Annotated in this window: 21 protein-coding genes; 16 read left to right on the forward strand and 5 right to left on the reverse strand. The window is 69.4% G+C overall.

Going from position 1 to position 23,973, the window contains the following annotated elements:
• Positions 1 to 129: 129 nt before the first annotated feature.
• Complete coding sequence (locus ACNFOC_RS16030) at positions 130 to 789, reverse strand: pyridoxamine 5'-phosphate oxidase family protein (RefSeq protein ID WP_416959790.1); 660 nt, start codon at positions 787 to 789, stop codon at positions 130 to 132.
• A gap of 317 nt (positions 790 to 1,106) precedes the next feature.
• On the opposite strand from ACNFOC_RS16030, the gene ACNFOC_RS16035 reads away from it, so the two are divergent.
• The 14 genes from ACNFOC_RS16035 to ACNFOC_RS16100 all read left to right on the forward strand — a co-directional run bounded on the left by ACNFOC_RS16035 (position 1,107) and on the right by ACNFOC_RS16100 (position 17,974).
• Entirely contained in the window at positions 1,107 to 2,351 is a 1,245-nt protein-coding gene (locus ACNFOC_RS16035; protein WP_416959791.1) for a D-arabinono-1,4-lactone oxidase, read from the forward strand.
• A 140-nt stretch (positions 2,352 to 2,491) separates the two neighbouring features.
• Entirely contained in the window at positions 2,492 to 3,751 is a 1,260-nt protein-coding gene (locus tag ACNFOC_RS16040; protein ID WP_416959792.1) for an ROK family transcriptional regulator, read from the forward strand.
• A gap of 11 nt (positions 3,752 to 3,762) precedes the next feature.
• Positions 3,763 to 5,619, forward strand: a complete 1,857-nt coding sequence (locus tag ACNFOC_RS16045; RefSeq protein ID WP_416959793.1) for a glycoside hydrolase — start codon at positions 3,763 to 3,765, stop codon at positions 5,617 to 5,619.
• A 214-nt stretch (positions 5,620 to 5,833) separates the two neighbouring features.
• On the forward strand, positions 5,834 to 7,099 hold the full coding sequence (locus tag ACNFOC_RS16050; RefSeq protein WP_416959794.1) for an ABC transporter substrate-binding protein: 1,266 nt from the start codon (positions 5,834 to 5,836) through the stop codon (positions 7,097 to 7,099).
• Positions 7,100 to 7,116: 17 nt separating this feature from the next.
• Complete coding sequence (locus tag ACNFOC_RS16055; RefSeq protein ID WP_416959795.1) at positions 7,117 to 8,082, forward strand: carbohydrate ABC transporter permease; 966 nt, start codon at positions 7,117 to 7,119, stop codon at positions 8,080 to 8,082.
• A complete protein-coding gene (locus ACNFOC_RS16060) occupies positions 8,079 to 8,951 on the forward strand; it encodes a carbohydrate ABC transporter permease (RefSeq protein ID WP_416959796.1) in 873 nt (290 codons plus the stop codon). The genes ACNFOC_RS16055 and ACNFOC_RS16060 overlap by 4 nt, the downstream gene beginning before the upstream one ends.
• A gap of 27 nt (positions 8,952 to 8,978) precedes the next feature.
• Positions 8,979 to 11,846, forward strand: coding sequence for a glycoside hydrolase family 2 TIM barrel-domain containing protein (locus tag ACNFOC_RS16065; RefSeq protein ID WP_416959797.1), 2,868 nt, complete (start codon positions 8,979 to 8,981; stop codon positions 11,844 to 11,846).
• Positions 11,843 to 13,015 carry an MFS transporter gene (locus tag ACNFOC_RS16070; protein ID WP_416959798.1) on the forward strand — a complete coding sequence of 391 codons (1,173 nt, stop codon included), beginning with the start codon at positions 11,843 to 11,845 and terminating at the stop codon, positions 13,013 to 13,015. The genes ACNFOC_RS16065 and ACNFOC_RS16070 overlap by 4 nt, the downstream gene beginning before the upstream one ends.
• A 34-nt stretch (positions 13,016 to 13,049) precedes the next feature.
• Positions 13,050 to 14,060, forward strand: coding sequence for an ABC transporter ATP-binding protein (locus ACNFOC_RS16075; protein ID WP_416959799.1), 1,011 nt, complete (start codon positions 13,050 to 13,052; stop codon positions 14,058 to 14,060).
• 1 nt (position 14,061) lies between these two features.
• The gene (locus ACNFOC_RS16080) at positions 14,062 to 14,865 is read left to right on the forward strand and encodes an ABC transporter permease (protein ID WP_416959800.1); all 804 of its coding nucleotides are present in this window, start codon (positions 14,062 to 14,064) and stop codon (positions 14,863 to 14,865) included.
• Complete coding sequence (locus ACNFOC_RS16085) at positions 14,865 to 15,671, forward strand: ABC transporter permease (RefSeq protein ID WP_416959801.1); 807 nt, start codon at positions 14,865 to 14,867, stop codon at positions 15,669 to 15,671. Before ACNFOC_RS16080 ends, ACNFOC_RS16085 begins: the two co-directional genes overlap by 1 nt.
• Entirely contained in the window at positions 15,668 to 16,816 is a 1,149-nt protein-coding gene (locus ACNFOC_RS16090; protein WP_416959802.1) for an MFS transporter, read from the forward strand. Before ACNFOC_RS16085 ends, ACNFOC_RS16090 begins: the two co-directional genes overlap by 4 nt.
• A gap of 76 nt (positions 16,817 to 16,892) precedes the next feature.
• A complete protein-coding gene (locus tag ACNFOC_RS16095) occupies positions 16,893 to 17,462 on the forward strand; it encodes a SigE family RNA polymerase sigma factor (RefSeq protein WP_416959803.1) in 570 nt (189 codons plus the stop codon).
• A complete protein-coding gene (locus ACNFOC_RS16100; RefSeq protein WP_416959804.1) occupies positions 17,459 to 17,974 on the forward strand; it encodes a PASTA domain-containing protein in 516 nt (171 codons plus the stop codon). Before ACNFOC_RS16095 ends, ACNFOC_RS16100 begins: the two co-directional genes overlap by 4 nt.
• A gap of 66 nt (positions 17,975 to 18,040) precedes the next feature.
• Here ACNFOC_RS16100 and ACNFOC_RS16105 read toward each other — a convergent pair whose 3' ends face one another.
• The 4 genes from ACNFOC_RS16105 to ACNFOC_RS16120 form a co-directional block, all read right to left on the reverse strand.
• Positions 18,041 to 18,388: a hypothetical protein gene (locus ACNFOC_RS16105; RefSeq protein WP_416959805.1), complete on the reverse strand. Its 348-nt coding sequence runs from the start codon at positions 18,386 to 18,388 to the stop codon at positions 18,041 to 18,043.
• A gap of 13 nt (positions 18,389 to 18,401) precedes the next feature.
• Positions 18,402 to 19,751, reverse strand: a complete 1,350-nt coding sequence (locus tag ACNFOC_RS16110) for an MFS transporter (RefSeq protein WP_416959806.1) — start codon at positions 19,749 to 19,751, stop codon at positions 18,402 to 18,404.
• On the reverse strand, positions 19,748 to 20,368 hold the full coding sequence (locus tag ACNFOC_RS16115; protein ID WP_416959807.1) for an ArsR/SmtB family transcription factor: 621 nt from the start codon (positions 20,366 to 20,368) through the stop codon (positions 19,748 to 19,750). Before ACNFOC_RS16115 ends, ACNFOC_RS16110 begins: the two co-directional genes overlap by 4 nt.
• 74 nt (positions 20,369 to 20,442) lie before the next feature.
• The gene (locus tag ACNFOC_RS16120) at positions 20,443 to 21,720 is read right to left on the reverse strand and encodes a YhgE/Pip domain-containing protein (protein WP_416959808.1); all 1,278 of its coding nucleotides are present in this window, start codon (positions 21,718 to 21,720) and stop codon (positions 20,443 to 20,445) included.
• 122 nt (positions 21,721 to 21,842) lie between these two features.
• Here ACNFOC_RS16120 and ACNFOC_RS16125 point away from each other — a divergent pair, with 122 nt between their 5' ends.
• Positions 21,843 to 22,412 carry a TetR-like C-terminal domain-containing protein gene (locus ACNFOC_RS16125; protein WP_416959809.1) on the forward strand — a complete coding sequence of 190 codons (570 nt, stop codon included), beginning with the start codon at positions 21,843 to 21,845 and terminating at the stop codon, positions 22,410 to 22,412.
• A gap of 111 nt (positions 22,413 to 22,523) precedes the next feature.
• Positions 22,524 to 23,951, forward strand: a complete 1,428-nt coding sequence (locus ACNFOC_RS16130; RefSeq protein ID WP_416959810.1) for a hypothetical protein — start codon at positions 22,524 to 22,526, stop codon at positions 23,949 to 23,951.
• Positions 23,952 to 23,973: the final 22 nt, after the last annotated feature.

Here is a 23,973-nt window from a genome sequence, read left to right on the forward strand (position 1 = left end):
GAACGAGTCTCGTGGGCGCGGAGATGTGTATAAGGGACAGGGGTTGGGTCGGGGCGGCGATACGTTCCTGGTGCACCGACCCGCCGCGGCTCGGGAGCGCCAACGGCTCGGGCAGCGGGCGTTGCCGGGTCAGCCCTGTTTGGTTCCCTCGCGGCGTGCGATGTGGTCCGGTACCGGGATGCCCGGTGGCAGCGTGGGGTCCGGTACGGGTGTGCCCCAGGTCGAGAGCAGGGGGAGCGTTCCCGCCCATACGCTGAGTTCCGCGTCGGGGCCGTCTCCGTCGTCGGGGCCACCGGTGCGGATCTTGACCGAGGCCTCGTCGAGGGAGAGGGCGAGCAGGGTGGTGGCCGCTAGTTCCTTGCGGATCGGCTGCCTGGCGTACGACCACTGCCCGGGCGTCGCGTGTTCGGTGAGGCGGCGCAGGCCGGTCAGTTTCTCCTCCGGGTCGGTGACCTTGCGGGGCACCCCGTGGATCATCGCGCTGCGGTAGTTCACCCCGTGCTCGAAGACCGACCGGGCCAGCACCAGCCCGTCGACGTGCGTGACGGTGACGCACACGGGACCACCGCCCGTGAGGCTACGACTCGCGACGGACCCGTGGAAATACAGCTGCCGTCCGTCCCTCCCGTACACCGTGGGTACGACGACCGGCCGCCCCTCGATCACGACACCCAGGTGGCAGACGAACCCGGCGTCGAGGATCGCGTCCAGGTCGGCACGGTCGAGGCTTCCCTGTTCGGCGAGGCGACGGTGCCGGGTGAGGTCGGTCTGCGCGAGACGGTCGGTCATATCGCCGGAGACTACCGATGTCGTAGCGCAAAGGCCACAGCTATATCGAATACCGCACCCATACGGCATTAGCGCAACTAAATCCGAAGTTCGGCGCCGTGGGAGACGCGATGGGGGCGGCCTCGGTCGGGCGCCGGTCGGGTGCTGATCGTCACCGTCGCCGTCCGTCGCCATGACACCGCTACGCAGGCACAACCGCCGCCGACTTATGCTGCGGCAGCAGGAGTCCTCCGCGTCGGGCCGGTCCACGCCCGGCCGGGGCGTACCGACCCCTGGGGCAGAACACGTAAGCGCACGCTCTCGGAGGGACGGCAGGGATGACGGAGACGGTCACCAACTGGGCCGGCAACATCACCTACGCGGCGAAGGAACTCCACCGCCCGCGCACACTCGACACGCTCAGGACCCTCGTGGCCGAGAGCTCGCGGGTACGGGTGCTGGGCAGCGGCCACTCCTTCAACGAGATCGCCGAGCCGGGCCCGGAAGGCACCCTGCTGTCGATCGCCGCCCTGCCGCCCGAGTTCGACGTGGACACGACGGCCCGGACGGTACGGGTGTCGGGCGGCGTCCGGTACGCGGAGCTGGCCCGCCGGGTGGACGGGCACGGGCTCGCGCTGCCCAACATGGCGTCCCTGCCGCACATCTCGGTGGCCGGTTCGGTGGCGACCGGCACGCATGGCTCGGGCGTCGGCAACGGCTCCCTCGCGGCGGCCGTGCGCGAGGTCGAGATCGTGACGGCGGACGGTTCCACGGTCACGATCGCGCGCGGCGACGACCGCTTCGACGGAGCCGTGACCTCCCTCGGCGCGCTCGGTGTCGTCACCTCCCTCACCCTCGACCTGGAGCCGGCCTTCGAGGTCGAGCAGCACGTCTTCACCGAACTCCCGCTCGCCGGGCTGGACTTCGAGACGGTGGCGGCGTCGGCGTACAGCGTGAGTCTGTTCACCGACTGGCGGGAGCCGGGCTTCCGGCAGGTGTGGCTGAAGCGGCGCACCGACCAGCCGCTGTCCGACTTCCCGTGGGCCGCGCCCGCGACCATGGCGCTGCACCCGGTGCCGGGGATGCCCGCGGTCAACACCACCGAGCAGCTCGGGGTGGCGGGGCCGTGGCACGAGCGACTGCCGCACTTCCGGGCGGAGTTCACGCCGAGCAGCGGGGCGGAGTTGCAGTCGGAGTACCTGCTGCCGCGGTCGGCCGCGCTCGACGCGCTGCATGCGGTCGACGGCATCCGGGAGACGGTCGCCGGTGTATTGCAGGTCTGCGAGGTTCGGACGGTCGCCGCCGACGCGCAGTGGCTGAGCCCCTCGTACGGACGGGACACGGTCGCCCTGCACTTCACCTGGATCGAGGACACGGAGACGGTGCTGCCCGTGGTGCGACGGCTGGAGGAGGCGCTGGACCCCTTCGACGCGCGGCCGCACTGGGGCAAGGTGTTCACCACTCCGGCTCAGGTGCTGCGCGGGCGCTATCCGCGGCTCGGCGACTTCGCGGCGCTGGCGCGGGACCTCGACCCGGAGGGCACCTTCACCAACGCCTTCGTCCGGGACGTGCTCGGCGGCTGAGCGGGGGCCGCCCCCGTGACCGAGCGTGTGGCCGACTTTGTACAGCCCCTTTCCTAACCCCTTGTCGAACGTCGGCCGCTGCCCATAGCCTTGCGGCGCGCCGGTGCCGTCGTGCCTCGGCATGACGCGAGGGGGAAGGGATGGCGACCGCTCCGGCGAAGCGCACATCACGCGACATCCGTACCGCGAACCGCTATGAGGTGCTGCGCCAGATCATCGCCGAATCGCCCACCTCCCGGCAGGAGTTGGCCGCCGCAACCGGGCTGAGCCTGGCCACGGTGGCCACCCTCGTCGGTGAGCTGCTCGACCTCCGCATGATCACCGAGGTCGGTTTCGAGGACTCGGCGGGGGGCCGCCCCCGCGGTCTCGTGGCGGTCAACGCGTCGGGGGGCGCGCTGATCGGCGTCGACATCGCGGAGACGTACGTCCATGTCGAACTCTTCGACCTGGGACTGAACGTGCTGGCCCGTGCCGACGAGGACATGCGCCCCGGCGAGAGCCTGCCGGAACAGGTGGTCAGCCATGTGGCCGCCGCCGTCGGCTCGGTGGTCGCGCAGGCCGGCATCGAGGGCGCGCGGGTGCTGGGCGTCGGGGTGAGCGTGCCGGGGCAGGTGGACCGCGACACCGGGATCTCGGAGTACGCGCCCAACTGGGACTGGCACGACGTGCCGTTGCTCGACCTGCTGTCCGAAGTGATCGCCTATCCCCTGTACTTGGACAATCCGCTGCGCGCCTGCGCGGTCGCCGAGATGTGGTTCGGGGCGGCGCGCGGGCGCGGGGACACGGTGGTGGTCAACCTCGGGACCGGTGTCGGCGCGGGGCTCGCGCTCGGCGGGGCGCTGTACCGGGGGGTGAGCAACAGCGCCGGCGAGTGGGGTCATACGACGCTCGTCCTGGACGGGCGGCTGTGCCGCTGCGGCAACCACGGCTGTGTGGAGGCGTACGTCGGGGCGCCCGGAATCATGCTGAACCTACGGGAGTTGAGCGCGGACAGTTCGCTGTTGCACCCCGATGACCAGACGGCCACCATCGACGCCCTGGCCCGCGGCGTGGACGCGAACGATCCCGTAGCTCTCAAAGTGGTGCGGGAGACGGCCCGTTACATCGGCGCGGGCATCGCCAACCTGGTCAACATCCTCAACCCCGAAGTCGTCGTGCTCAGCAGTTGGGTCGCCCGCACGCTCGGCGAACCCCTGCTGCACGAGGTGCGCGAGGCCGTCCAACGGCACGCGCTCAGGCGGCCGTTCGCCGCCACCCGGATCGTCCTCTCCCCCATCCTCACCGACCCGGCGTGCCTGGGCGCGGCGACGTTCGCGCTGGAAGGGGCACTTCAGTCGGTCGGGCAGAGGGCAGGCAAGCGCACCACCCCCGCAAGGAGCCGTATCGCACCACCTTCATGACGACGGAAGGGATGCACGTGACTCACCCCCACCCCAGGAGAACGATCCTCGCGACAGCGGCAGCCGCGCTGGCTGTCACCGGGGCCCTGCTCTCCGCGCCGCCCGCGAACGCCGACGGCGTCGCACCGGCCGAAGTCTCCCCCCACGCGGCCCAGACCATCGACAACATCGGCGCGTCCGGCGCCTGGTGGGTCAACGACCTACAGAACTTCAAGCCCGCCGTCCAGGCCCGGGTCACCCAACTCCTGTTCTCCTCAAAGGGGTTGGACCTCTCCTCGTACCGCTACAACATCGGCGGTGGCGGCACCGCGGTCACCACCCCGGCCCGCGCGGCACAGGACTTCCTCAACGCCGACGGCACGTACGACTGGAGCAAGGACAAGGGCGGTCAGACGTTCCTCGGGTACGCCGCGAAGTACGGCGTGCAGGATCTGATCGGCTTCGTCAACAGCGCGCCCGCGCAGTGGACGACCAACGGGCAGAGCTGCGGCGGGCAGTTGAAGCCGGAGAACGAGGGCGACTACGCGAAGTACGTCGCCGACGTCACCGCCCACTTCGCCAGGCAGGGCGCGACGTTCGACTACATCAGCCCCTTCAACGAGCCGAACAACACCTTCGGCGACTGCGGCCAGGAGGGCATGCAGGTCACCGTCGGCCAACGCGACGACATCGTGCGGGCGTTGGGCGCCGAGCAGAAGGCCCGACACCAGAAGACGTCGATCATCGCCGACGAGTCGAGCAGCACGGTCAGCTTCTCCACGGAGGTCCCGCAGTGGATCTCGCAGCCGGACACCGCCCAGTACGTGTCGAAGCTGGCGCACCACACGTACAACAACCCGAACGACGGCCAGTTGGGCAACGTCTACGAGACGGCGAAGACGGTCGGCAAGACCTCCTGGGCCACCGAGATCTGCTGCTTCGGCAAGGGCAGCACGGGCTGGAACCAGGAGTACGACCCGACCATCGACAACGCCCTGCTGATGTCCCGGATCATCTACAAGGACTTCGCGACCTCGCACGACTCGGCGTTCCAGTGGTGGGTGGCCCTCGCGAGCGGCTACGGCACGGACCCGGCCACGCGCAACGACGTCGGCTGGAACGACGGGCTGATCTACTACGACCCCGATTACGCGACGAACGGCAACCAGGCGCTGTACTTCACGAAGCGGTACTACGCGCTCGGCCAGTACAGCAAGTTCGTCGCACCGGGCTCGGTCGCGCACAACGTGACGGGTGCGCCGAGCGGTGTCGAGGTGAGCTCGTACGACCGGGACGGCAAGTGGGTCGTCGTGGTCAACAACCAGAACACGACGGACACTTCGCTGGATCTGCACTTCAACAGCAAGGTGCCGGTGCGGGCGACGCAGGCCGTGCGGACGTCGGCCACGGAGAACTGGGCGAAGGTCGCGAAGCCCGACGTGAGCGGCTCCACGGTGTCCACGAGCCTCGCGGCCCGCTCGATCACGACGTACGTCTTCGACCAGAAGGACCGTAAGGGACACGGAAGTTCGACCGCCGTCACGGGCGCTCTCCAGGGCAAGCAGTCCGGCAAGTGCCTGACGGCGGACGTCTCGGGAGCCGCGATCGGCACCTGCACGGGCGGGACCGAGCAGGCGTGGTCGTACGACGCGAAGGGCGGCCTGAAGAGTGCCAACGGGTATCTGACGGTGGGGAGTTCGGGGTTGACGACCGCCGCCGGCTTCACAGGTGATCCCGGACAACGATGGCTCCTGAACGGCAACGGCCAGATCCTCAGCGAGGCGTCGGGCAAGTGCCTCGACGTGAGCGGGCAGGCGACCGCGGACGGCAGCAAGGTGATCCTCTACAGCTGCAACGGCGGGGCCAACGAGGCCTGGTCAAAGGTGTAATGACCACCTGAGTACAGGGTGCGGGTCGCCTCCGCGGCGGCCCGCACCTTCGTCACGTCCGGTATGCCGAACGCTACACAACGCTTCGAACAGACTTCGTCCAACCCCTTGCCGAAGGCTTAGGCGAAGGTTAACGTCCCGCACCGCACCTCGATTCGGGCCACGTGCCGCTGAGCCGTGGAGCCGCAGCCGCGCGAGAGACAAGGACGTCACCATGTCGGCAATGAGCAACAGCAACTGGTCCCGCCGATCGATATTCCGGGCGGCCGCGGGGATGGCCGCGGCCGGCACGCTGGCCGCCTGTGGGGGCAACAACGGGCGGGGCGGGGGCGGCGCTTCGGGCAAGCAGCTCACCCAGATGTTCCACGCTTACGGCGAGGCCGGGACGGAACAGGCCATCAAGCGGTACGCGAAGGCGTACTCCAAGGCCGACGTGACCACTCAGTGGATCACCAGCAGCGACTACGAGAGCAAGCTGTTCGCCTCACTGCTCACCAAGCAGGCGCCCGACCTCTTCGAATTCCACCCGCAGATCCAGATGGTGAAGAGCGGTCAGGTGGCCGACCTGAGCGACATCATCGACCCGGTCAAGGCCGACTTCAATCCGGCCGACATCGCCTCGCACACGGTGGACGGCAAGATCTACGGCGTCCGGATGATCGACGACCCTCAGTTCTTCTTCTACCGGCCCTCCCTCTTCAAGAAGGCCGGCGTGACGGTCCCGGAGACCCTCGACGAGTTGATCGAGGCCGCCGCCAAGCTCACCACCGGCAAGGTCAAGGGGCTGTACCTCGGCAACGACCTGCACGCCGTCATCAGCCCGATGATCTGGTCGGCCGGCGCCGACACCCTCAACGACAAGAACGAGATCGCGTACCACACGCCCGGCGTCATCGAGGGCATCAAGAAGATGCGCAAGCTGTTCACCAGCGGCGACCTTCTGCTCGACGCCCCGACGGACTACTGGGACCCGTCCGCCCTCAACCAGGGCCTGTGTGCCATCCAGTTCTGCGGCATGTGGGCGATGCCGCAGTTCCAGAAGGCGCTCGGCGACGACATCGGGATCTTCCCGTTCCCGAAGACCATCGACTCCGGCAAGCAGTCGGTCTACAACGGCGGTTGGTCGATGTTCGTCAACGCCAAGGGCAGCAACGTCGACGCGGCCAAGGAGTACGTGAAGTGGCTGTGGATCGACCAGAAGAAGGATCAGGAGGACTGGGCCACCTCCTACGGCTTCCACATTCCGCCACGTGCATCGATCGCCACCGGCGCCACCAAGCTCAAGTCCGGTCTGCCCGCCGAGGGCGTCAAGCTCTTCAACGAGTTCGGCCACTTCGACAACATCGGCTGGACCCAGGCGATGATCACCGCACTGGAGGACGTCTTCGCCAACTCCGTCCGCAAGGGCGGTGACCCGGAGGCCTCGCTCGACAAGGCCGACACGGCCGTGAACCGCGAGCTCAAGAAGCTGTTCGGATAGGCCGGGACGGACTGGACATGTCGACGACCACGACTCGCGACCTCGCGAGCCCCGCCCCGGCGAAGGCCACCCCGGCCAAGCCGCGGCGGGGGCTGCGGGGCAGCCGCACCTTCAACTTCTGGCTCTTCATCGGCCCGTTCCTCGCCGGGCTGATGATCTTCGTCTACGTCCCCATCGGCTGGAGCATCTACCTCAGCTTCTTCGACGCGCGCTTCACCGTCACACCGAGCAAGTTCATCGGCTTCGACAACTACACCTACATGCTGACGAACCCCGACTTCGTCGGCTCGCTCGGCACGTTCACCGTCTTCGCCGCGTTCATCGTGCCCACCACCTGGGCGTTGTCGCTGGGCCTCGCCCTGCTGGTGAACCGGCTCAGGTTCATGCGGGCCTTCTTCCGGTCGGTGTTCTTCCTGCCGACCGCGTGCAGCTATGTCGCGGCGGCGCTGATCTGGAAGATGTCCATCTTCAGCGGTGTCCGCTTCGGTCTGATGAACACGATCATCGGCTGGTTCGGGGTCGAGAACATCGCCTGGCTGTCCAACCCGAGCCCGCCCTGGTACTGGTTCGTCATCGTGACCGCCCGCCTGTGGCTACAGTCCGGTTTCTACATGATCCTGTTCCTGGCGGCGCTCCAGAACATCCCGGGGGAGCTGTACGAGGCAGCCGCGATCGACGGAGCCAAGCCGGGCTGGCAGACCTTCCGGTACATCACGCTGCCGCAGTTGCGGGCGACCTCCACCGCGGTGGTCCTGCTGCTGCTCATCGCCGCCTACCAGGCCTTCGACGAGTTCTTCAACCTCCTGTCCAAGACCACCTGGGGCCGCCCGCCGCTCGTCGAGCTGTACTACACCGCCCTCGGCACGAACCAGGACTACGGCGCCGGCAGCGCGGGCGCCGTCATTCTGACCCTGCTGATCATCATCGTCACCCTGTTCCAGGGCAAGCTCATGGGCTTCGGCCGGGCGGAGGAGGCCAAGTGACCACCACCTCACCGCAGTTGGGCAAGACTCGCCGCAAGAAGCGCGGCGGCGTCCTCGGCAACACCGGTCTGTACCTCGCCACCGGCGTCGCGGCCTTCCTCTTCCTCGTCCCGTTCTATCTGCTGCTCCGCAACGCGCTCTCCACCGACGCCGAAATCACCGGTGAGCACTGGAAGTTCTTCCCCACGGACCTTCAGTGGAGCAACGTCAGTGACCTCTTCGACGACACCTCGGTGGACTTCGCCCGGTCGATGTGGAACTCGCTGGTCGTCGCCGTCTCCATGACCGTGGGCATCCTGCTGGTGTGCTCGCTGGCCGGCTATGCCCTGGCCCGCATCCCGTACAAGCACTCCAACAAGATCTTCTACCTCGTCCTGGGCACCCTGATGGTTCCGACGGCCGTCACCTTCGTGCCCAGCTTCGTTCTCGTCTCGTCCCTCGGCTGGGTCGACACCTACCGGGGTCTCATCATCCCGGGCCTGTTCAGTGGTTTCACCTGCTTCCTCTTCCGGCAGTACTTCCTGGGGTTCCCCAAGGAGTTGGAGGAGGCGGCACGCGTGGACGGACTCGGCTACTGGGGCGCGTACTGGAAGGTCGTGGTGCCCAACTCGCTGAACTTCTTCGCCGCGATCGCCACGATCACCTTCATCAGCGGCTGGAACGCCTTCCTGTGGCCGCTGGTCATCGGCCAGGACCCGGGGGCATGGACCGTCCAGGTCGCGCTGTCCTCGTACATGACCAACCAGACCGTGGTGTTCCACCAGATATTCATGGCCACCGCGATTTCCATCCTGCCCCTGGTGTTCGTGTTCCTCTTCCTCCAGCGCTGGCTGGTCCAGGGCATCGCACAGACCGGCATCAAGGGCTGACACCCGCATCTCGAGACCTGGAGACCGATGACTTCCAGCACCGCCGCCGACCATGTCGAGGACGTCTCACCGGGCAGCGGAGCCCTCCCGCCCCGCGCCCGATACACGTCCTCGGACGCGAAGTCACTGTCACTGAACGGCAGTTGGCGCCTGCGTGTGTCGGCGACGGCCGACGCCGAGGACGACTCGTTCGCCGAGGAGGGCTACGACGCCGGGGACTGGGCCGAGGTCACGGTCCCCGGCCACTGGGTCCTCCAGGGGCACGGCTCCCCCATCTACACCAACCACCTCTACCCCTTCCCGGTCGACCCGCCCCGCGTGCCGACCGAGAACCCGACCGGCGACCATCTGCGCGTCTTCGACCTGCCGTCCGAGTGGCCCTCGGACGGCGGGGCCGTGCTGCGCTTCGACGGAGTGGAGTCCTGCGCCCACGTCTGGCTGAACGGCACGGACATCGGCGAGTTCAGGGGCTCCCGGCTGCCACACGAGTTCGCGGTCGGGCACCTGCTCAAGCCGAGCGGCAACGTCCTGGCCGTCCGCGTCCACCAGTGGTCGGCGGGCTCCTACCTGGAGGACCAGGACCAGTGGTGGCTGCCGGGCATCTTCCGTGACGTCACCCTGCTGCACCGCCCGCCGGGCAGCGCCCTCGACTTCTTCGTGCACGCCTCCTACGACCACACCGGCGGCGCGGGCACCCTCCGCGTCGACTCCGACGTCGACGGCCGCGTCACCGTGCCCGCCCTGGACATCGATGTCGCGACCGGCGAATCGGTCACCGTGCCGGTGCGGGCGTGGACGGCCGAAACCCCCTACCTGTACGAGGGGTTGCTCACCACCGAGGGCGAACGCGTCCCCCTCCGCATCGGCTTCCGGACCGTCGAACTCTCCGACGGCCTGATCAAGGTCAACGGGAAGGCGATCCTCTTCAAGGGCGTCAACCGCCACGAGTGGCACCCGGAGAAGGGCCGCGCCCTCGACCTGGAGACCATGCGCGAGGACGTGCTGCTGATGAAGCGGCACAACATCAACGCCGTCCGCACCTCGCACTATCCACCGCACCCCGACTTCCTGGACCTGTGCGACGAGTACGGCCTCTGGGTCATCGACGAGTGCGACCTGGAGACCCACGGTTTCACCGAACAGGCCTGGCGCGACAACCCCGTTGACGACGACCGCTGGACCCCCGCCCTGCTGGACCGCGCGGCCCGCATGGTGGAGCGCGACAAGAACCACCCCTCCATCGTCATCTGGTCCCTGGGCAACGAGGCCGGTACCGGTCGCGGTCTCACGGCCATGTCCGAGTGGATCCACGCCCGCGACGCGTCCCGCCTCGTGCATTACGAGGGCGACATCGACTGCCGTGACACGGACGTCTATTCACGGATGTACGCCGACCACGCCGAGGTCGAGCGCATCGGCCAGGGCCTGGACGGCGGCACCCACAAGCGGCGCCAACTCCCCTTCATCCTCTGCGAGTACGCCCACGCCATGGGCAACGGCCCCGGCGGACTCGCCGACTACCAGCGCCTCTTCGAGACCTACGACCGGCTCCAGGGCGGTTTCGTCTGGGAGTGGATCGACCACGGCATCAAGGACGAACGCTTCGGCTTCGCGTACGGCGGTGACTTCGGCGAGGAGCTGCACGACGGGAACTTCGTCTGCGACGGCCTCATCTTCCCGGACCGCACGCCCTCCCCCGGCCTGATCGAGTACAAGAAGGTGATCGAGCCGGTCCGGATCACGGGCGACGGCGCGGACGGCACCGTACGCGTCACCAACGCGTACGACTTCGCCGACCTGTCCGCCCTGGCCTTCGCGTGGTCGTACCAAGTGGACGGCGAGACGGTCGAGTCGGGCACCCTGACCGTCCCGCCGCTCGCCCCCGGCGAATCGGCCGACGTGAAACTGCCCGAGCCGCCGGTGCCGTCCGACGGTGCCGAATCCCAGTGGACCGTACGGGCGTCGCTGGCCGCCAACACCGCGTGGGGTCCGGCCGGACATGTGGTCGGCTGGGGGCAATTCCCGGTCGGGGCACGCCCGTTGCCGTCCGTCTCCGCCGTCGCCGGGCCCGTGCTCGGGGAGCGTCTGATCACGCTCGGCCCCGCCACCTTCGACGCCCGCACGGGTGAGTTGAAGACGATCGGCGCGGTCGACGTCACCGGTCTCCGCCTGGACGTATGGCGGGCGCCCACGGACAACGACGACGGCGCCTCCTGGCAGACGGACGTCCGATTCGGCCTGCTCTGGCGCAAGTTCGGGCTGCACCGGATGCGACACCGCCTGGACGGCGTGGAGTTGAGCGACGACGCGCTGACGGTACGCACCCGGGTGGCCCCCGCCGCCTGGGAGGTGGGCCTCGCCACGGTGTACCGCTGGACCTCGGACGGTTCACGGCTGCGGCTGACGGTGTCCGTGGGACCCGAGGGCAACTGGGCCTTCCCGCTGCCGAGGCTGGGCATCAGGTTCGGCATCGACGCGAGCGCCGACCGGGTGCGCTGGTTCGGCGGCGGTCCCGGCGAGGGATACCCCGACACCAAGTCGGCCTCACTGCTGGGCCGTTGGGAGTCCACGGTCGACGAACTCCAGACCCCCTACGTCCGCCCGCAGGAGAACGGCGCCCGCCCGGACGTCCGTTGGGCGGAGCTGGGCGGTCTGCGGATCGACGGCGACCCGGAGTTCTGGTTCACCGCCCGCCGCTGGACGACGGAGCAGTTGGACACCGCCGCCCACCGCACCGACCTCACCCCCGGCAACACAGTCTGGGTGAACCTCGACCACGCCCAGCAAGGCATCGGCTCGCAGTCCTGCGGCCCGGGCCCACTCCCCCAGTACTTCCTCAACGCCCAACCCACCGAGTTCTCCTTCGTGTTCTCGGAAACCCCGGAGACCAGTTGACTGACATAGTCACGAAATCGTCTGCGGCCGACCGGCTCTTCACCCGGTCGGCCGCGGTCGCGTCCTGCGTCGGATTCATCCTCATCGGCATGCTCCAGGCCCTCTACGGCCCCTCGATCCCCGGCCTGCGCCACGAGTTCGGCCTGTCCCCGTCGGCCGCCGCCCTCGGCCTGAGCCTGCACTTCACGGGCGGGGTCGCCGGTGTCCTCGCCTTCAACGCGATCCACTCCCGGATCAGCAACAGAGCACTGCTGGCGTGGGGTTACGGCCTGATGGCGGCGGGCGCGGCCGGTTTCGCACTCGCGCCGAACTGGCCGCTCGCGCTCGCCGCCGCGTTCCTCGGCGGTCTCGGCTTCGGCGGGATCGACTACGGCCTCAACCAGCTCTTCGCCGTAGGCTTCGGCGACCGTTCCACCGCCATGCTGAACGTGCTCAACGCGCACTTCGGCATCGGCGCGGTGCTCGGCCCTGCGGTCGTGGCCTGGCTCGGCCCGGACGGCTACCCGTACGCGTTCGGGGCGTGCGCGGTGCTGGCGGCGGTGCTGGTACCGGTGGGCTCAAGTGGCGTACGTACACGTGTATCTGACACTCCACCAGCACCGAAGCCGGGCAGGACGCTGGGCCTGTCCCGCGTCCTCGTCGGCTTCCTGGTCCTCTACATCCTCAACGTGGCCGTGGAGGCGGGTGTCGGCGGCTGGGAGCCCACGCATCTGGAGACGGTCGGCTACACCGCGACCGTGGCCGCGTCGGCGACCTCGGTCTACTGGCTGATGATGACGGCGGGCCGCTTCCTCGTCGTACCGGTCACGATGCGCCACGCCCCCGAGCGCATCCTCGCGGTGTGCGCGGCCGGGATGACGGTGTGTCTGCTGCTGACGCTGGTTAAAGGAGTGGCACCGGTGGCGTACGCCGGTGTTGGCTTGTTCATCGCTCCGGTCTTTCCGACGGGCCTTGCCTGGCTCAACTCGGCGCTCCCCCAGGCCAGGCGCGCGGGGGCGTGGGTGATCGCGGCCTCGAACGTCGGCGGAGTGGCGGCTCCGCCGCTGCTCGGTGTCGGGATCGAGGCCTCCGGGATCCACGCGGTGCCCTGGCTGTTGACCGTGTTGTCGGGCGCCTCCCTGCTGGCGACGCTCCGGCTGATCCGACTGACGAGGAGGTCCGCGTCATGAACGCACTGTTCCGGCTCACCCGAAGGTTGATCCAGTGAGCGCGAGCAGCATCGAGGTGCGCGGTCTGTCCCGCACCTTCCACACGACCGTCCGGCGGCCGGGACTCGTCGGCGGTCTGCGCTCCCTCGTCAACCCCGAGCGTGTGCCCAAGCACGCCGTCTCCGACGTCACCTTCGACGTCGCACCGGGCGAACTCCTCGCCCTGCTCGGCCCGAACGGCGCCGGCAAGTCCACCACCATCAAGATCCTCACCGGCATCCTCAGGCCCACCTCCGGCGAGGCCCGGGTCGCGGGCGTGGTGCCGTACGAGGAGCGGGAGCGCAACGCCCGTAACATCGGGGCGGTGTTCGGGCAGCGGACCCAGTTGTGGTGGGACCTGCCGGTGCGCGAGTCGTTCGCCATCCTCCGGGACATCTACGAGGTGCCGAAGGCCCAACACGCGGCCCGGCTGCGGGAGTTCGACGACATCCTCGAACTGTCGGCCTTCTGGGACACCCGGGTCCGCCATCTCTCGCTGGGCCAGCGGGTGCGCTGCGACCTGGCCGCCGCCCTGCTGCACGACCCGCCGGTCGTCTTCCTCGACGAGCCGACCATCGGCATGGACGTGGTGGTGAAGGAGCAGGTGCGGGAGTTCCTGCGGCATCAGGTGGAGGAGCGCGGCCGTACGGTCCTGCTCACCACGCACGACATGACCGAGGTCGCCCGGCTCGCCGAGCGGGTCGTCCTCATCAACCACGGCCGGCTGGTCCTGGACGGCACCCTCGAGGAGATCCGCCGCCGGTTCGGCTCGACCTGGCAGATCCGCGCGACCCTCGCCGACGCGCACGCCGAGGTCGTACCCCTGCCGGGCATCGCACTCGTACGGCGGGACGGCCCGCAGGTCGTCTTCGGCCCGGACGGAGCGGAGGGGCCGACCGTCCACCAGGCGCTGAAGCAGGTCATCGAGCGGTACGAGGTGACCGAAGTCGCCATGGACGAGGCCGAGTTGGAGGACGTGATGCGGGCCGCCTACGTCCAGGCCGGACCGCCGGCCGAGGAGGCCTGAGATGGCCGCCCTGCACGCCTGGCGCGCCGCCCGCGTCACCCCGCTCGGCGAACTGCTCGCCCCGCCCCGCATCACGGCCGCCCTGCTCCGCCTCACCGTGCAGGTGGTCCTGGTGGCGTCCCTATGGCGCGGCCTGTACTCCCACACCGGCGTCACCGCCGGACTCACCCGCGACCAGGCGGTGACGTACGCCGTGCTGGCCGTACTCGCCTCCCGGCTGCGGGAGTTGGACCAGTACGCGGGCCGGGACACGGTCCTCCAGCACATGCACTTCGGCACGATCATCTACTGGTATCTGCGCCCGCTGCCGCCCCAGCGCTACTACGCGCTGCGGGCGTTCGGCGAGCAGATGTACGGACTGGCCTGGGCACTGACGGGCTACGTCGTGTGCCTCGCGGCCGGGGTCGTGGAGCCGCCCAAGTCGGCGGCCGCGGCAGGGGTGTTCGCGCTGAGCATGCTGCTGGGCCAGCTCGTCCTCTACTACGTCATGCTCGTCATCGACCAGTTGTGCTTCTGGACGCTCCGCAACGGCGCCGCGATGCTCATCCTGATCTTCGCGCAGAACCTGCTGTCCGGGGTGTACGCGCCGCTGTGGTTCTTCCCGGACTGGTTCATCACGATGAGCCGCTTCCTGCCGTTCCAGGCGACGCTCAGTGTGCCGCTCTCGATCTACGTGGGCCGTGTCCCGTTGTCCGACGCGGGGGCCCAACTCGCCGTGCAGGCCGCCTGGGTGGTGGCCCTGTCCCTGTTCACCCGGTTCCTGTGGCGGCGCGCCGCCCGCCGGGTCGTCTCGCAAGGAGGTTGATGTCCGTGAAAGCCGTCCGGATTGTGTGGCGTATCACGCGCCTCAACTTCCGTGCCCAACTGGAGTACCGCACCGAGTTCCTGCTGATGATCGCGATCGGCGCGATCTGGCAGGTGTCGGTGATCGTGTTCGCGACGGTGCTGCTCACCCGGTTCGCCGGGATGGGCGGCTGGGACAGCTCGGACGTGCTGCTGATCCCGGCGACGCGGATGCTGGCGCACGGCCTGATGGTGCTGTTCCTGGGCCGTATGCACGGCATCGGCCGGTACATCCAGGAGGGCCGGGTCGACATCTACCTGGTGCGCCCGATGCCGGTCCACCGCCAGGCCCAGTTGGAGTACTTCCCCACCAACGCGATCGGCGATCTGACGGTGGCGACCGGCCTGATGATCGGCGCGCTCAGCCGCAGCCACCTGGACTGGACGGCCGGCCGCACCGCGTATCTGATCGCCGCGCTGCTCGGCGGCATGCTCCTGGAGGCGGCCCTCTTCACGGCCGTGGCCGGCGCGTCCCTCCGCTTCCCGTCCGCGGACTACTGGAGCCGCTGGCTGGAGGACCTCCTCGGCACCTTCGGCAGCTACCCGCTCAACGTCCTGCCGAGGGCGGTGGGCGGCTTCCTCACCTACGCCCTTCCGCTCGCGTTCGTCGCCTACCTCCCGGCCGCCGTACTGACCGGGCACGGCCACGACACCGGCGTCCCGTACTGGCTGGCGGCGGCCTCACCGCTCGTGGGTGTGCTGGCGTATCTCGGGGCGCGGCTGCTGTGGCGGTGGAGCCTGGGCCACTACACGGGGGTGAACGGGTGAGCGCCACGGCGGTCCCGTCCGACTTACGGGCCCGTCTCGCGGTCATCCTGGTCTTCGTCATCCTCGGCTGCACACAGGGCAGTTGGATGGCGCGCATCCCGGCGATCCGCGACCAGGCGGGGCTGGACACCGCGCGGTGGGGCGTGGTGTCCAGCGCGTCGGCCATAGGGGATCTGGTCGCGCTGACCCTGGTCACCGTGCTGATCGGGCGGGTGAGCACCCGGTTGCTGTGCCTGTCCGCGACCGGGCTGGTCCTGCTCAACGCGCCTGTGTTGGCGGGGGCTTCGGCACTTCCGGCGCTGGTGCTGGGTCTGGCGGTGTGGGGTCTGTCGGCGACGTTCCTGAACACTCCCGTGAACGCCCTCGCGGTCGCCGTCGAACGCGCCCATGGCAGCCCGTTGATGTCCCGGTTCCACGCCTCCTTCAGCTGTGGGGTGCTGGCGGGCGGGGCGATCGGCACGCTGGCCGCGGCGGGCGGGGTGCCGCCGGGGGTCCAACTGGCGGTGAGCAGCACGGTACTTGGGGTGCTGCTGCTGGTGCTGGGCGGCCGCCTGCCGGACGAGGAGATACGGACCAAGCAACGTCGGCCGCTCCGGCGCCGTTTCACACCGCAGTTGGCGCTGCTGGCGGCCGTCGCGTTCCTGGCGTCCTTCGTCGAGGGCGCGGCCTCGCAGTGGAGTTCGGTGTTCACGGCCGACTATCTGGACGAAGGGGCGGCGCTCGGCGCGGCGACGTACACGTGCTTCACCGTGGCGATCCTCGTCGGGCGGCTGGTGGGCGACCGCTTCGTGGCGAGGTGGGGCCGCCGGATCTTCGTCCAGGTGTCGCTCCTGACGGTCGTACTGGGTGCGGGAGTTGGGCTGGTGCATCCCGGACTGCCGTACGCACTGGCCGGCTTCACGGTCGTAGGACTGGGCCTGGCGTGTGTGCTTCCGGCGGTGTTCGCGCTGGCCGGGCGGCAGCCCGAGGTGCCGCCCGGGGAAGCGGTGTCGGTGATCACGATCGGTCAGTGGCCGGGGTTTCTGCTGGCTGGACCGGTGGTCGGTCTCCTGGCGGGGGCGACGAGTCTGCGGTTGGCGCTGGCGTCGCTGGCCGTGGCGGGGCTGGGGGCGGCCGTACTGACGCGGAGGATCTCGATGGCGTGACCCAGGTCACGTCAGGGCCGTGCAGCAGATCCACGGGCTTTCCCGTCGAGGAGGGGTGACAGGAAGGGAGGAGCGTGTGGATCTGGCAGCCAAGTGGTCAACGGGCGCGGGGAGCAACGGAGTTGGGTCGATTGAGGGGGACTTCCATGGATTCGTCGCCGCCCGGTCGGCCGCGTTGTTCCGGGGCGCACTCGTCCTGACGGGCAGCCGCGACGCGGCGGAGGATCTGGTCCAGGAGACCCTGGAGCGGGCCTGCCGCAAGTGGCGGGCCATCAGTGCCAAGGACGCCCCGGACGCGTACGTACGGCGGATCATGGTCAACCTCGCCAACGACCGCTGGCGAAGATTCCGCCGTACGGCTCAGCACCCGGTGGACGGCGACCCGGCCGCGCCGGGCGACGAGTACGGACGGATCGACAGCCGGGACCAGTTGGTGCGTGCTCTTCAGCAACTGCCCATGCGGATGCGGACGGTGGTGGTGCTGCGGTACTTCCACGATCTGTCCGACGCCGAGATAGCGGCCGACCTGAAGATCTCGCAGAGCACCGTCCGTTCCCAACTGGCCCGTGGAATCGACCGGTTGAGAAGCCAGTTTCCCGCGCTCTCCACCCCTTCATCGCAGCAGCTCACGGAAGGAACCCGATGAGTTCGCACGACCCGTGGTCCTCCGGCTGCACACCTTTCGAAGAGGAACTGATCAACGCCATGAACGACTTCGCGCACTCCACCGACTCGCCGGCCTTCGACACGGCCGGCATGGTCCACCGCACCCGCCGCAGGCGCGCCACCCTCATCGCCGGTGTCGCCACCGCCCTGATCGTGGCGGGCGGCGGCACGGCCCTGGCGTCCATGACGGGCGGCACCTCGCCGACGACGGCGGAGAAGCCCATGACCACGGCCACCACCAAGGGCTCCGACTACAAGAAGGCCATCCTGCTGCTGTCCTACGGCAAGGGAGGCCCCGTCGCGATCGACTTCACGGGCACGGACCTGCGCACGACCAAGGGCCAGTTCCTCAAGGCCGGCCTCAAGCTCGGCACAGTGAGCAACGTGAACAGCCCGGGCTGCAAGCCGGGCTCGGTGGTCGAGGTGACTCCCCACGCCCCGACGATCGTGGAAACGGGCGACACCGTGAACGTGAAGCTCTGCGCGGGCTGATCGAGCCGACCGGGTAGGGCCCCAGTCCTGGGCGTGCGCGCGCGAGCCGCCCGGGACCGGCCGGCCTCACTTCAGGCCCTCACCGGCGAAGGCCGCAATGTCACCAAGGGCGTCTTCAGCCACGCCGCCCAGCGCGCAGTCGTCGACCAGCTCTTCAAGCCGCCGGACAACTTCGGCACTTACGGCTTTGTGGATTCTCCCCACGTGTCCCATACAGGTCACAGCCAGAGCTCTGATCTGCGGATCGGCGTCAGGAGACAGGCAGTCGAGGAGGACGGCCTCGACCCGCTCGCGTTCCGGATCGTCGAATGTCATCGCCAGCAGCGCTCTGGTGGACACCCCGATGTCCGGACTCCCGAGCTCGGACATCAAAGCTGCCCGCCACCTCTCCAGCTCCAGTTCTTCTCCAGCCATCACAGAACCTCAATCACTCCTGCCTTGATTCCACCGGCGCCCGCCCCAACTCCCGTATCCCCGGTATCGGCGAGGCCAACAGCCACAGTGCCGACATCGCTCCCCCGACCGCCGCGACGATCAGCGTCACTCTCAGGCCGGCCAGTGTGGCCAGTTCGCCGCCGATCAGCGCCCCCAGCGGACGTACCCCGTAGTTGACCGTGCTGTAGGCGCCCGCCACGCGGCTGCGGAGGCCGTCCGGGACCACCGATGTCTGGAGGGAGTTGAGGTTGACGTCGAAGAGCATGACGCCGAAGGCGGAGAGGAACTCGGCTGCGGCAAGGAACCCGGGACGGGCCCAGGTGGGGCCGGTCGCCGCCGCGATAAGGGCGTAGGGGGCCGGGAACAGGACGGCTCCGGCGACGATGCTGCGGCCGATGCCGATCCGGCGGGCGATCGCGGGGGACGCCACCGCGCCCAGCAGGCCGCCCGTCGCGCCCACTCCGAACGCCAACCCGATGGCGCCGGGCGACAGGTGGAGTACCCGGTCGGCGAACAGCACCAGCAGGCCCGTGCCCGCCAGGAACGTGAAGAAGTTGACGGTCGTGGCGCAGAGGAGGCCCGCGCGCATCACGGGCTCGTGGATCACGAACGTCAGGCCCTCACGCGCACGCCGTAGCAACGAAGGGCCGGCCGGCACCGTAGGAACTGGATCTGGAGCTGGCTCGTCGACTCGCGTGCGGCCGACCAGGATCGCCGACGCCACGAAGGACAGCGCGTCCGCGATCACCGCGACCGGTGCCGTCAGCGCCTGGACCAGGCCGCCGCCGATCGCGGGGCCGGCGATGAAGGACACCGATCTGCTCGCGCTGAGCTTGCTGTTGGCCTCGACGTACGACTCGGGCGGTACGAGGTGGGCGAAGAAGGACGAGTACGCCGTGTTGAAGACGACCGCCGCCGTCCCGGTCAACGCGGCCACCGTGTACAGCTGGCCGAGCGTCACCGTGTCGAGGGCGTAGGCGATCGGGAGCGACAGCAGGACGGCGGCCCTGATCAGGTCCGCGAGCAGCATGAGGCGGCGTTTGGCGGGGCGGTGGTCCACCCAGGCTCCTAGGAACAGGCCCAGGAGGTTCGGCGTCCAGACCAGCGCGGTCAGCAGCGCGACCTGGTTCGCGGAGGCGTGCAGCGCGCCAACGGCCATGAGCGGCAGGGCCAGTTCGGAGATCCGGTCGCCGAACTGGGAGACGGACTGGCCGCACCAGAAGCGTACGAAGCGCCGGTCCCGCCAGAGCGAGTCCTTCGCGGGCGGAAGAGACCCAGAAGGCCGACGGTGTCGATGGGGTCGGTGGAGTCGGTGGGGTCGAGTGGTCCAGCAGCCCTTCACTCCGGTATGTCCGTCGTCTCGCCGTCCTCGTTCCCCGGGCCCTCCGGCAGGGCGTACATCAGCAGGCGGACACCCCGGCCGTCCGCCGGTCTGCTGTCCGGTTCGCGGACGACGTACGGCGCTATCAGTTCCTCCAACGCGTCCTGCAACGTGGCCAGTTCGGCCGCCGTCACCACGATCCGCGTGTTGTTCGCCCTGGCGAGCCTGGTCCACTCCGGCTCCAGTTCGGGCGCCGTGTGCATGAGCCAGCGCAGGGGCAGTTCGGCGTTGCGGGCGAACATCTCGCCGGTCAGCACCCGCGCCGCCGACCGGCCCTCCTCGTCCGCCGGGTCCTCCGGCATCTCGAACCGGAAGCCCCGCGCCACCGCCGCCCAGCGCCGCTCCCGCCGGTCCGTCCCGCCCTCGGCGTCGCGGACCAGGCCGAAGCCGGCGAGATGCCGCAGGTGCCAGCTGGTGACGGACGGGGTGGCGCCGACGTGCGGTGAGAGCCCGGAGGCGGTGGCGGGGCCGTGGCGCTGGAGGCGTTCGAGGATCGCGAGGCGTACGGGGTGTGCCAGGGCGCGCATGGCCTTCGGGTCGGATATCTCTAGGTCGCCGAAACGGTTGCCGGAATCCATGGTCTGAGAGTGTTCTCTCAGAAAGCCTGAGAGTCAACTCTCAGATCTCCAAAGACAGTTGAGAGCGGAGTGCCTCAAGCGGGCTGCGGCGTCAGCCGCTTGTGGCCCTTCCTGTCGTAGTACTGGACCATCGCGAAACCGAAGAGCAGGCCGATCGCCGTACCGATGCCGATCATGGTCCACGCGCGCGTGAGGCCCGCGTCGCCGCGTGCGTCGAAGTAGAGGATCGCCCGTACGCCGTCGCTGAGTTGGCGCATGGGCTCGAAGTGGGAGAGGAAGCGGTAGAAGCCGGGGACGGCCTGGAGGGGGACGGTGGCGCCGGAGGACGGCAGGCCCAGGACGATGAACACGAACATGGAGACCAGCTGGCCGATCCCGCCGAACGCGGCGTTGATGGCCTGGACGCCGAGGCCGACGGCGAGGGCCGCGCAGTAGGAGTAGATCCACAGGAGCGGGATGTGGGTCGCGTCCATGCCGAGGATGCTGACGCTGGCGAGCATGATCAGGGAGACGCTGAGGAGGGTGATACCGGCCGTCATGACCATCTTCAGGAGCAGCGTCTGGGTGCGGTCGATGGGGACGGTCGGGCGGCGGGTGTGCCAGGGGCCGATCTCGTTGTCGGCGTAGCCGAGGCCGGTGTCGACGCCGTTGCTGATGACGTTGCCGCCCATGAAGCCGGCGAGGACCAGCAGCAGGGTGTAGTAGAAGGCGGTCAGGCCGATGCCGCTGTTGTCGCCGATGGGGTGGCCGACCTGGGTGGCGATCCGCACCGGGTCCGCGAGAAACAGCTTCTGCGTGGAGTCGGCCTTCGTGGCCGCCGCGCCGAGCTGCTTGCCGATGGTGAGCGAGGCCTGCTGAGCCGCCGTGGAGGAGATCTTGCTGGCGAGGGACGAGCCGAGGCTGCCCTTGCCGGGGTTGGTCAGCACGGTGATGGTCGGGCGGGCGGTGGCGTTCGTGGTGGTCAGCGCGGCGACGGAGTTCGTGAAGTCGGCGGGGATGACGAGGGCGCCGTAGACCTTGCCGGCGTCCAGTTCGTCCTGGGCCTGGGCTCTGGTGAGCTGGCGCCAACCTGCCGCGCGGCTACCGGAGTTGGTCACGATGGAGTGGGTGATCTGGGTGCCCAGGTTCTGCTGCCGGCCGGTGAGGGGTTTGCCGGTGTCGCTGTTGACGAGGGCGATGGGGAGGTCGTGCAGTTCGCGGTTGGGGTTGACGATGCCGCCCATGTAGAGGAGGGACAGCAGGAGTGCGAGCAGACCGGTGAGCACGGTGGGGATGAGCCACAGCTTGGGGCGGCCGAGGAGCGCGGTGGCGCGGAGGCCGGTGGGGGCGGGGGTGCCGGAGTCGTCGTCCATGGTGGGAAGTCTGCTGCCGGAGTCCGGTGATGGCCGTGGTGAAACGCGCCGGGTGCCCCTCTTATTATTGGCTATTGTCCTAGGGTTCCAGTCGTCGCAGGTCAGAGGAGAGGTGGTGCGCCGTGGCGCGCGCGGGGCTCACCGCCGACCGGGTCGTGGCGGCCGCCGCCGACCTCGCCGACGAGGTCGGTTTCGAGAACGTCAGCCTGTCCGCGCTGGCGCGCGGCTTCGGTGTGAAGGACGCGAGCCTGTACTCGCACGTCCGGAACCTCCAGGACCTGCGCACGCGGGTCGCGTTCCTCGCGGGTGGCGAGCTGATCGACCGCATCGCCCTCGCGGTCGCCGGCCGCGTGGGCCGGGAGGCGCTGGGCGCCTTCGCCGACGCGTACCGGGCCTACGCCCTGGAGCACCCCGGCCGGTACGCGGCCACCCAGATCCGCGTCGACCAGTCCCTGATCGCCGGCTCCCCCGCCCTGCGCCGCACCGCCGAGATCACCTACGGCATGCTGCGCGCCTACGGCCTGGAGGAACCCGATCTCACCGACGCCGTACGGCTGTTGCGCAGTACGTTCCACGGTTACTGCGCGCTGGAGGCCGGCGGGGGGTTCGGCGCGCCGCGTGATGTGCAGCGGTCGTGGGAGCGGGCGGTCGACGCGCTGCACGTGGCGCTCACGCACTGGCCCCGGGGCTGAAGTCGGCTGCCGGAGAAGCCGGTTCCGGTCCGCGCCCCACGTGTATCGCTGACCACTTAGACTGGAAGCTTCGCGAACGTCACGTGCCACCCCGGGGGGAGGGAGCGCGCCTTGTCTCAACAGCAGCTGGGACGTGGTCCCTTGAGAGTGCCGGGGCCGCCCGGTCCGGCGACTCCCGGAGGGAGCCCGCCGACCCGCTTCGTGGGCTGGCTCGGCCGGTTCGGGTGTGTGGCCGCCGGATACGCGGTGTTCCAGTTCCTGTTCGGCGTGCTGCCCGACTCGATCGACGGGGAACCGGCGAAGTATCTGATCTCCGGGCTGAGCGGGTTCGCCACGGCCGGGATGACCTGGCTGGCCGCCGCCCTGCTCCGCGCCCGGACGGCCGGACCCGCGGCGCTCACGGCACCCGCTCCCCTCGCGCCGAACGCTCCCGGCCCACTGCCGCAGGTGTTCACTTCGGCCTACGACACCCTCGCCGCCCAGATCGCCGTGGTCGACGACCCGGTGCGCGGCCGTCTCGTCGGCTGGCCGCACTCCCTCCAGGAGCTGGACGGCCCGGCCCGCCCGACCTCGCTGGCCACCGCGTACGGCCTGCACATCGTGCTGGACCTGGGCGTGCCGGACGGCCGGCTGCACACCGGCGATCTCATCGACACGCTGTGGCGGCTACGGCTACAGGGCGGCGGCTGGTCGGCCCGTTCGCAGGGGTCCGTGGCCCGCCCGGAGGTCACCGCGATGGTCCTGGGCGCCCTGGCCCGGGCGGGCGCCTCGCGGGAGCGGCTGGCGGACGAGGTGGCACGCTGCGAGGCCGGATTCACCCGTGAACTCGACGGTACGGGACGGGCGTTGACCCATGTCGTCACCACCGTGATGCGGGGGCTGCTGCGCGCGGCACCGGACGCGCCGACGGTTCCCGTGCTGCGCGGCGCCCTGGTCGACGGCGCGCTCTCCGACCCGCAGCGCCAGCACCGCCGCTGCTGGAGCCACCGTCTCTCCCCGCTGCCCTGGGTCGGGCATCCCGCTCAGCCCTCCGCCCTGCACACCGCGCAGGCCGTGGTCGCCCTGGACCGGGCGGCCCGGGTCCTGGGCGAGGGGCCCGTGGAGCGTTCGGCGCGCGAGGACGGAGTGCGCTGGCTGCTGGCCTGCCCGGCGACCGCGCACGACAGCTGCACCGATCTGGCTCACCTGCGGGAGGAGGTGCGCCGACCGCACCCGGACGACTCCTCGCACCACGAGGTGCTGAACGTCCGCCATTTCACCGCGAGTTGGATCGTGCGCGCGCTGCTGACCCCGGGCGCCCAGGAGATCGCGCGGCAGGACGGCGTCGAGGACGCCTGGCGGGATCGGCTGAACGGCGCGGTCGCCGCGGTGTGGGCGGCGCAGACCGACGGCATCTGGTCCTGGAGCCGGGACGGGGCCATGTTCACGACGACCGAGGAAATGCGCCAGCCGATCTGGATGACCTACCAAGGGCTTTCGGCGCTGCGCGCACATGCCGTATGGATGTACCAGCCGGACCCTCGAACGAGGCCGGTGTGAGCCGTAGTTGGAGAGTGAGCGC

It is taken from the genome of Streptomyces colwelliae, from assembly GCF_048158785.1.
Classification (GTDB): domain Bacteria; phylum Actinomycetota; class Actinomycetes; order Streptomycetales; family Streptomycetaceae; genus Streptomyces.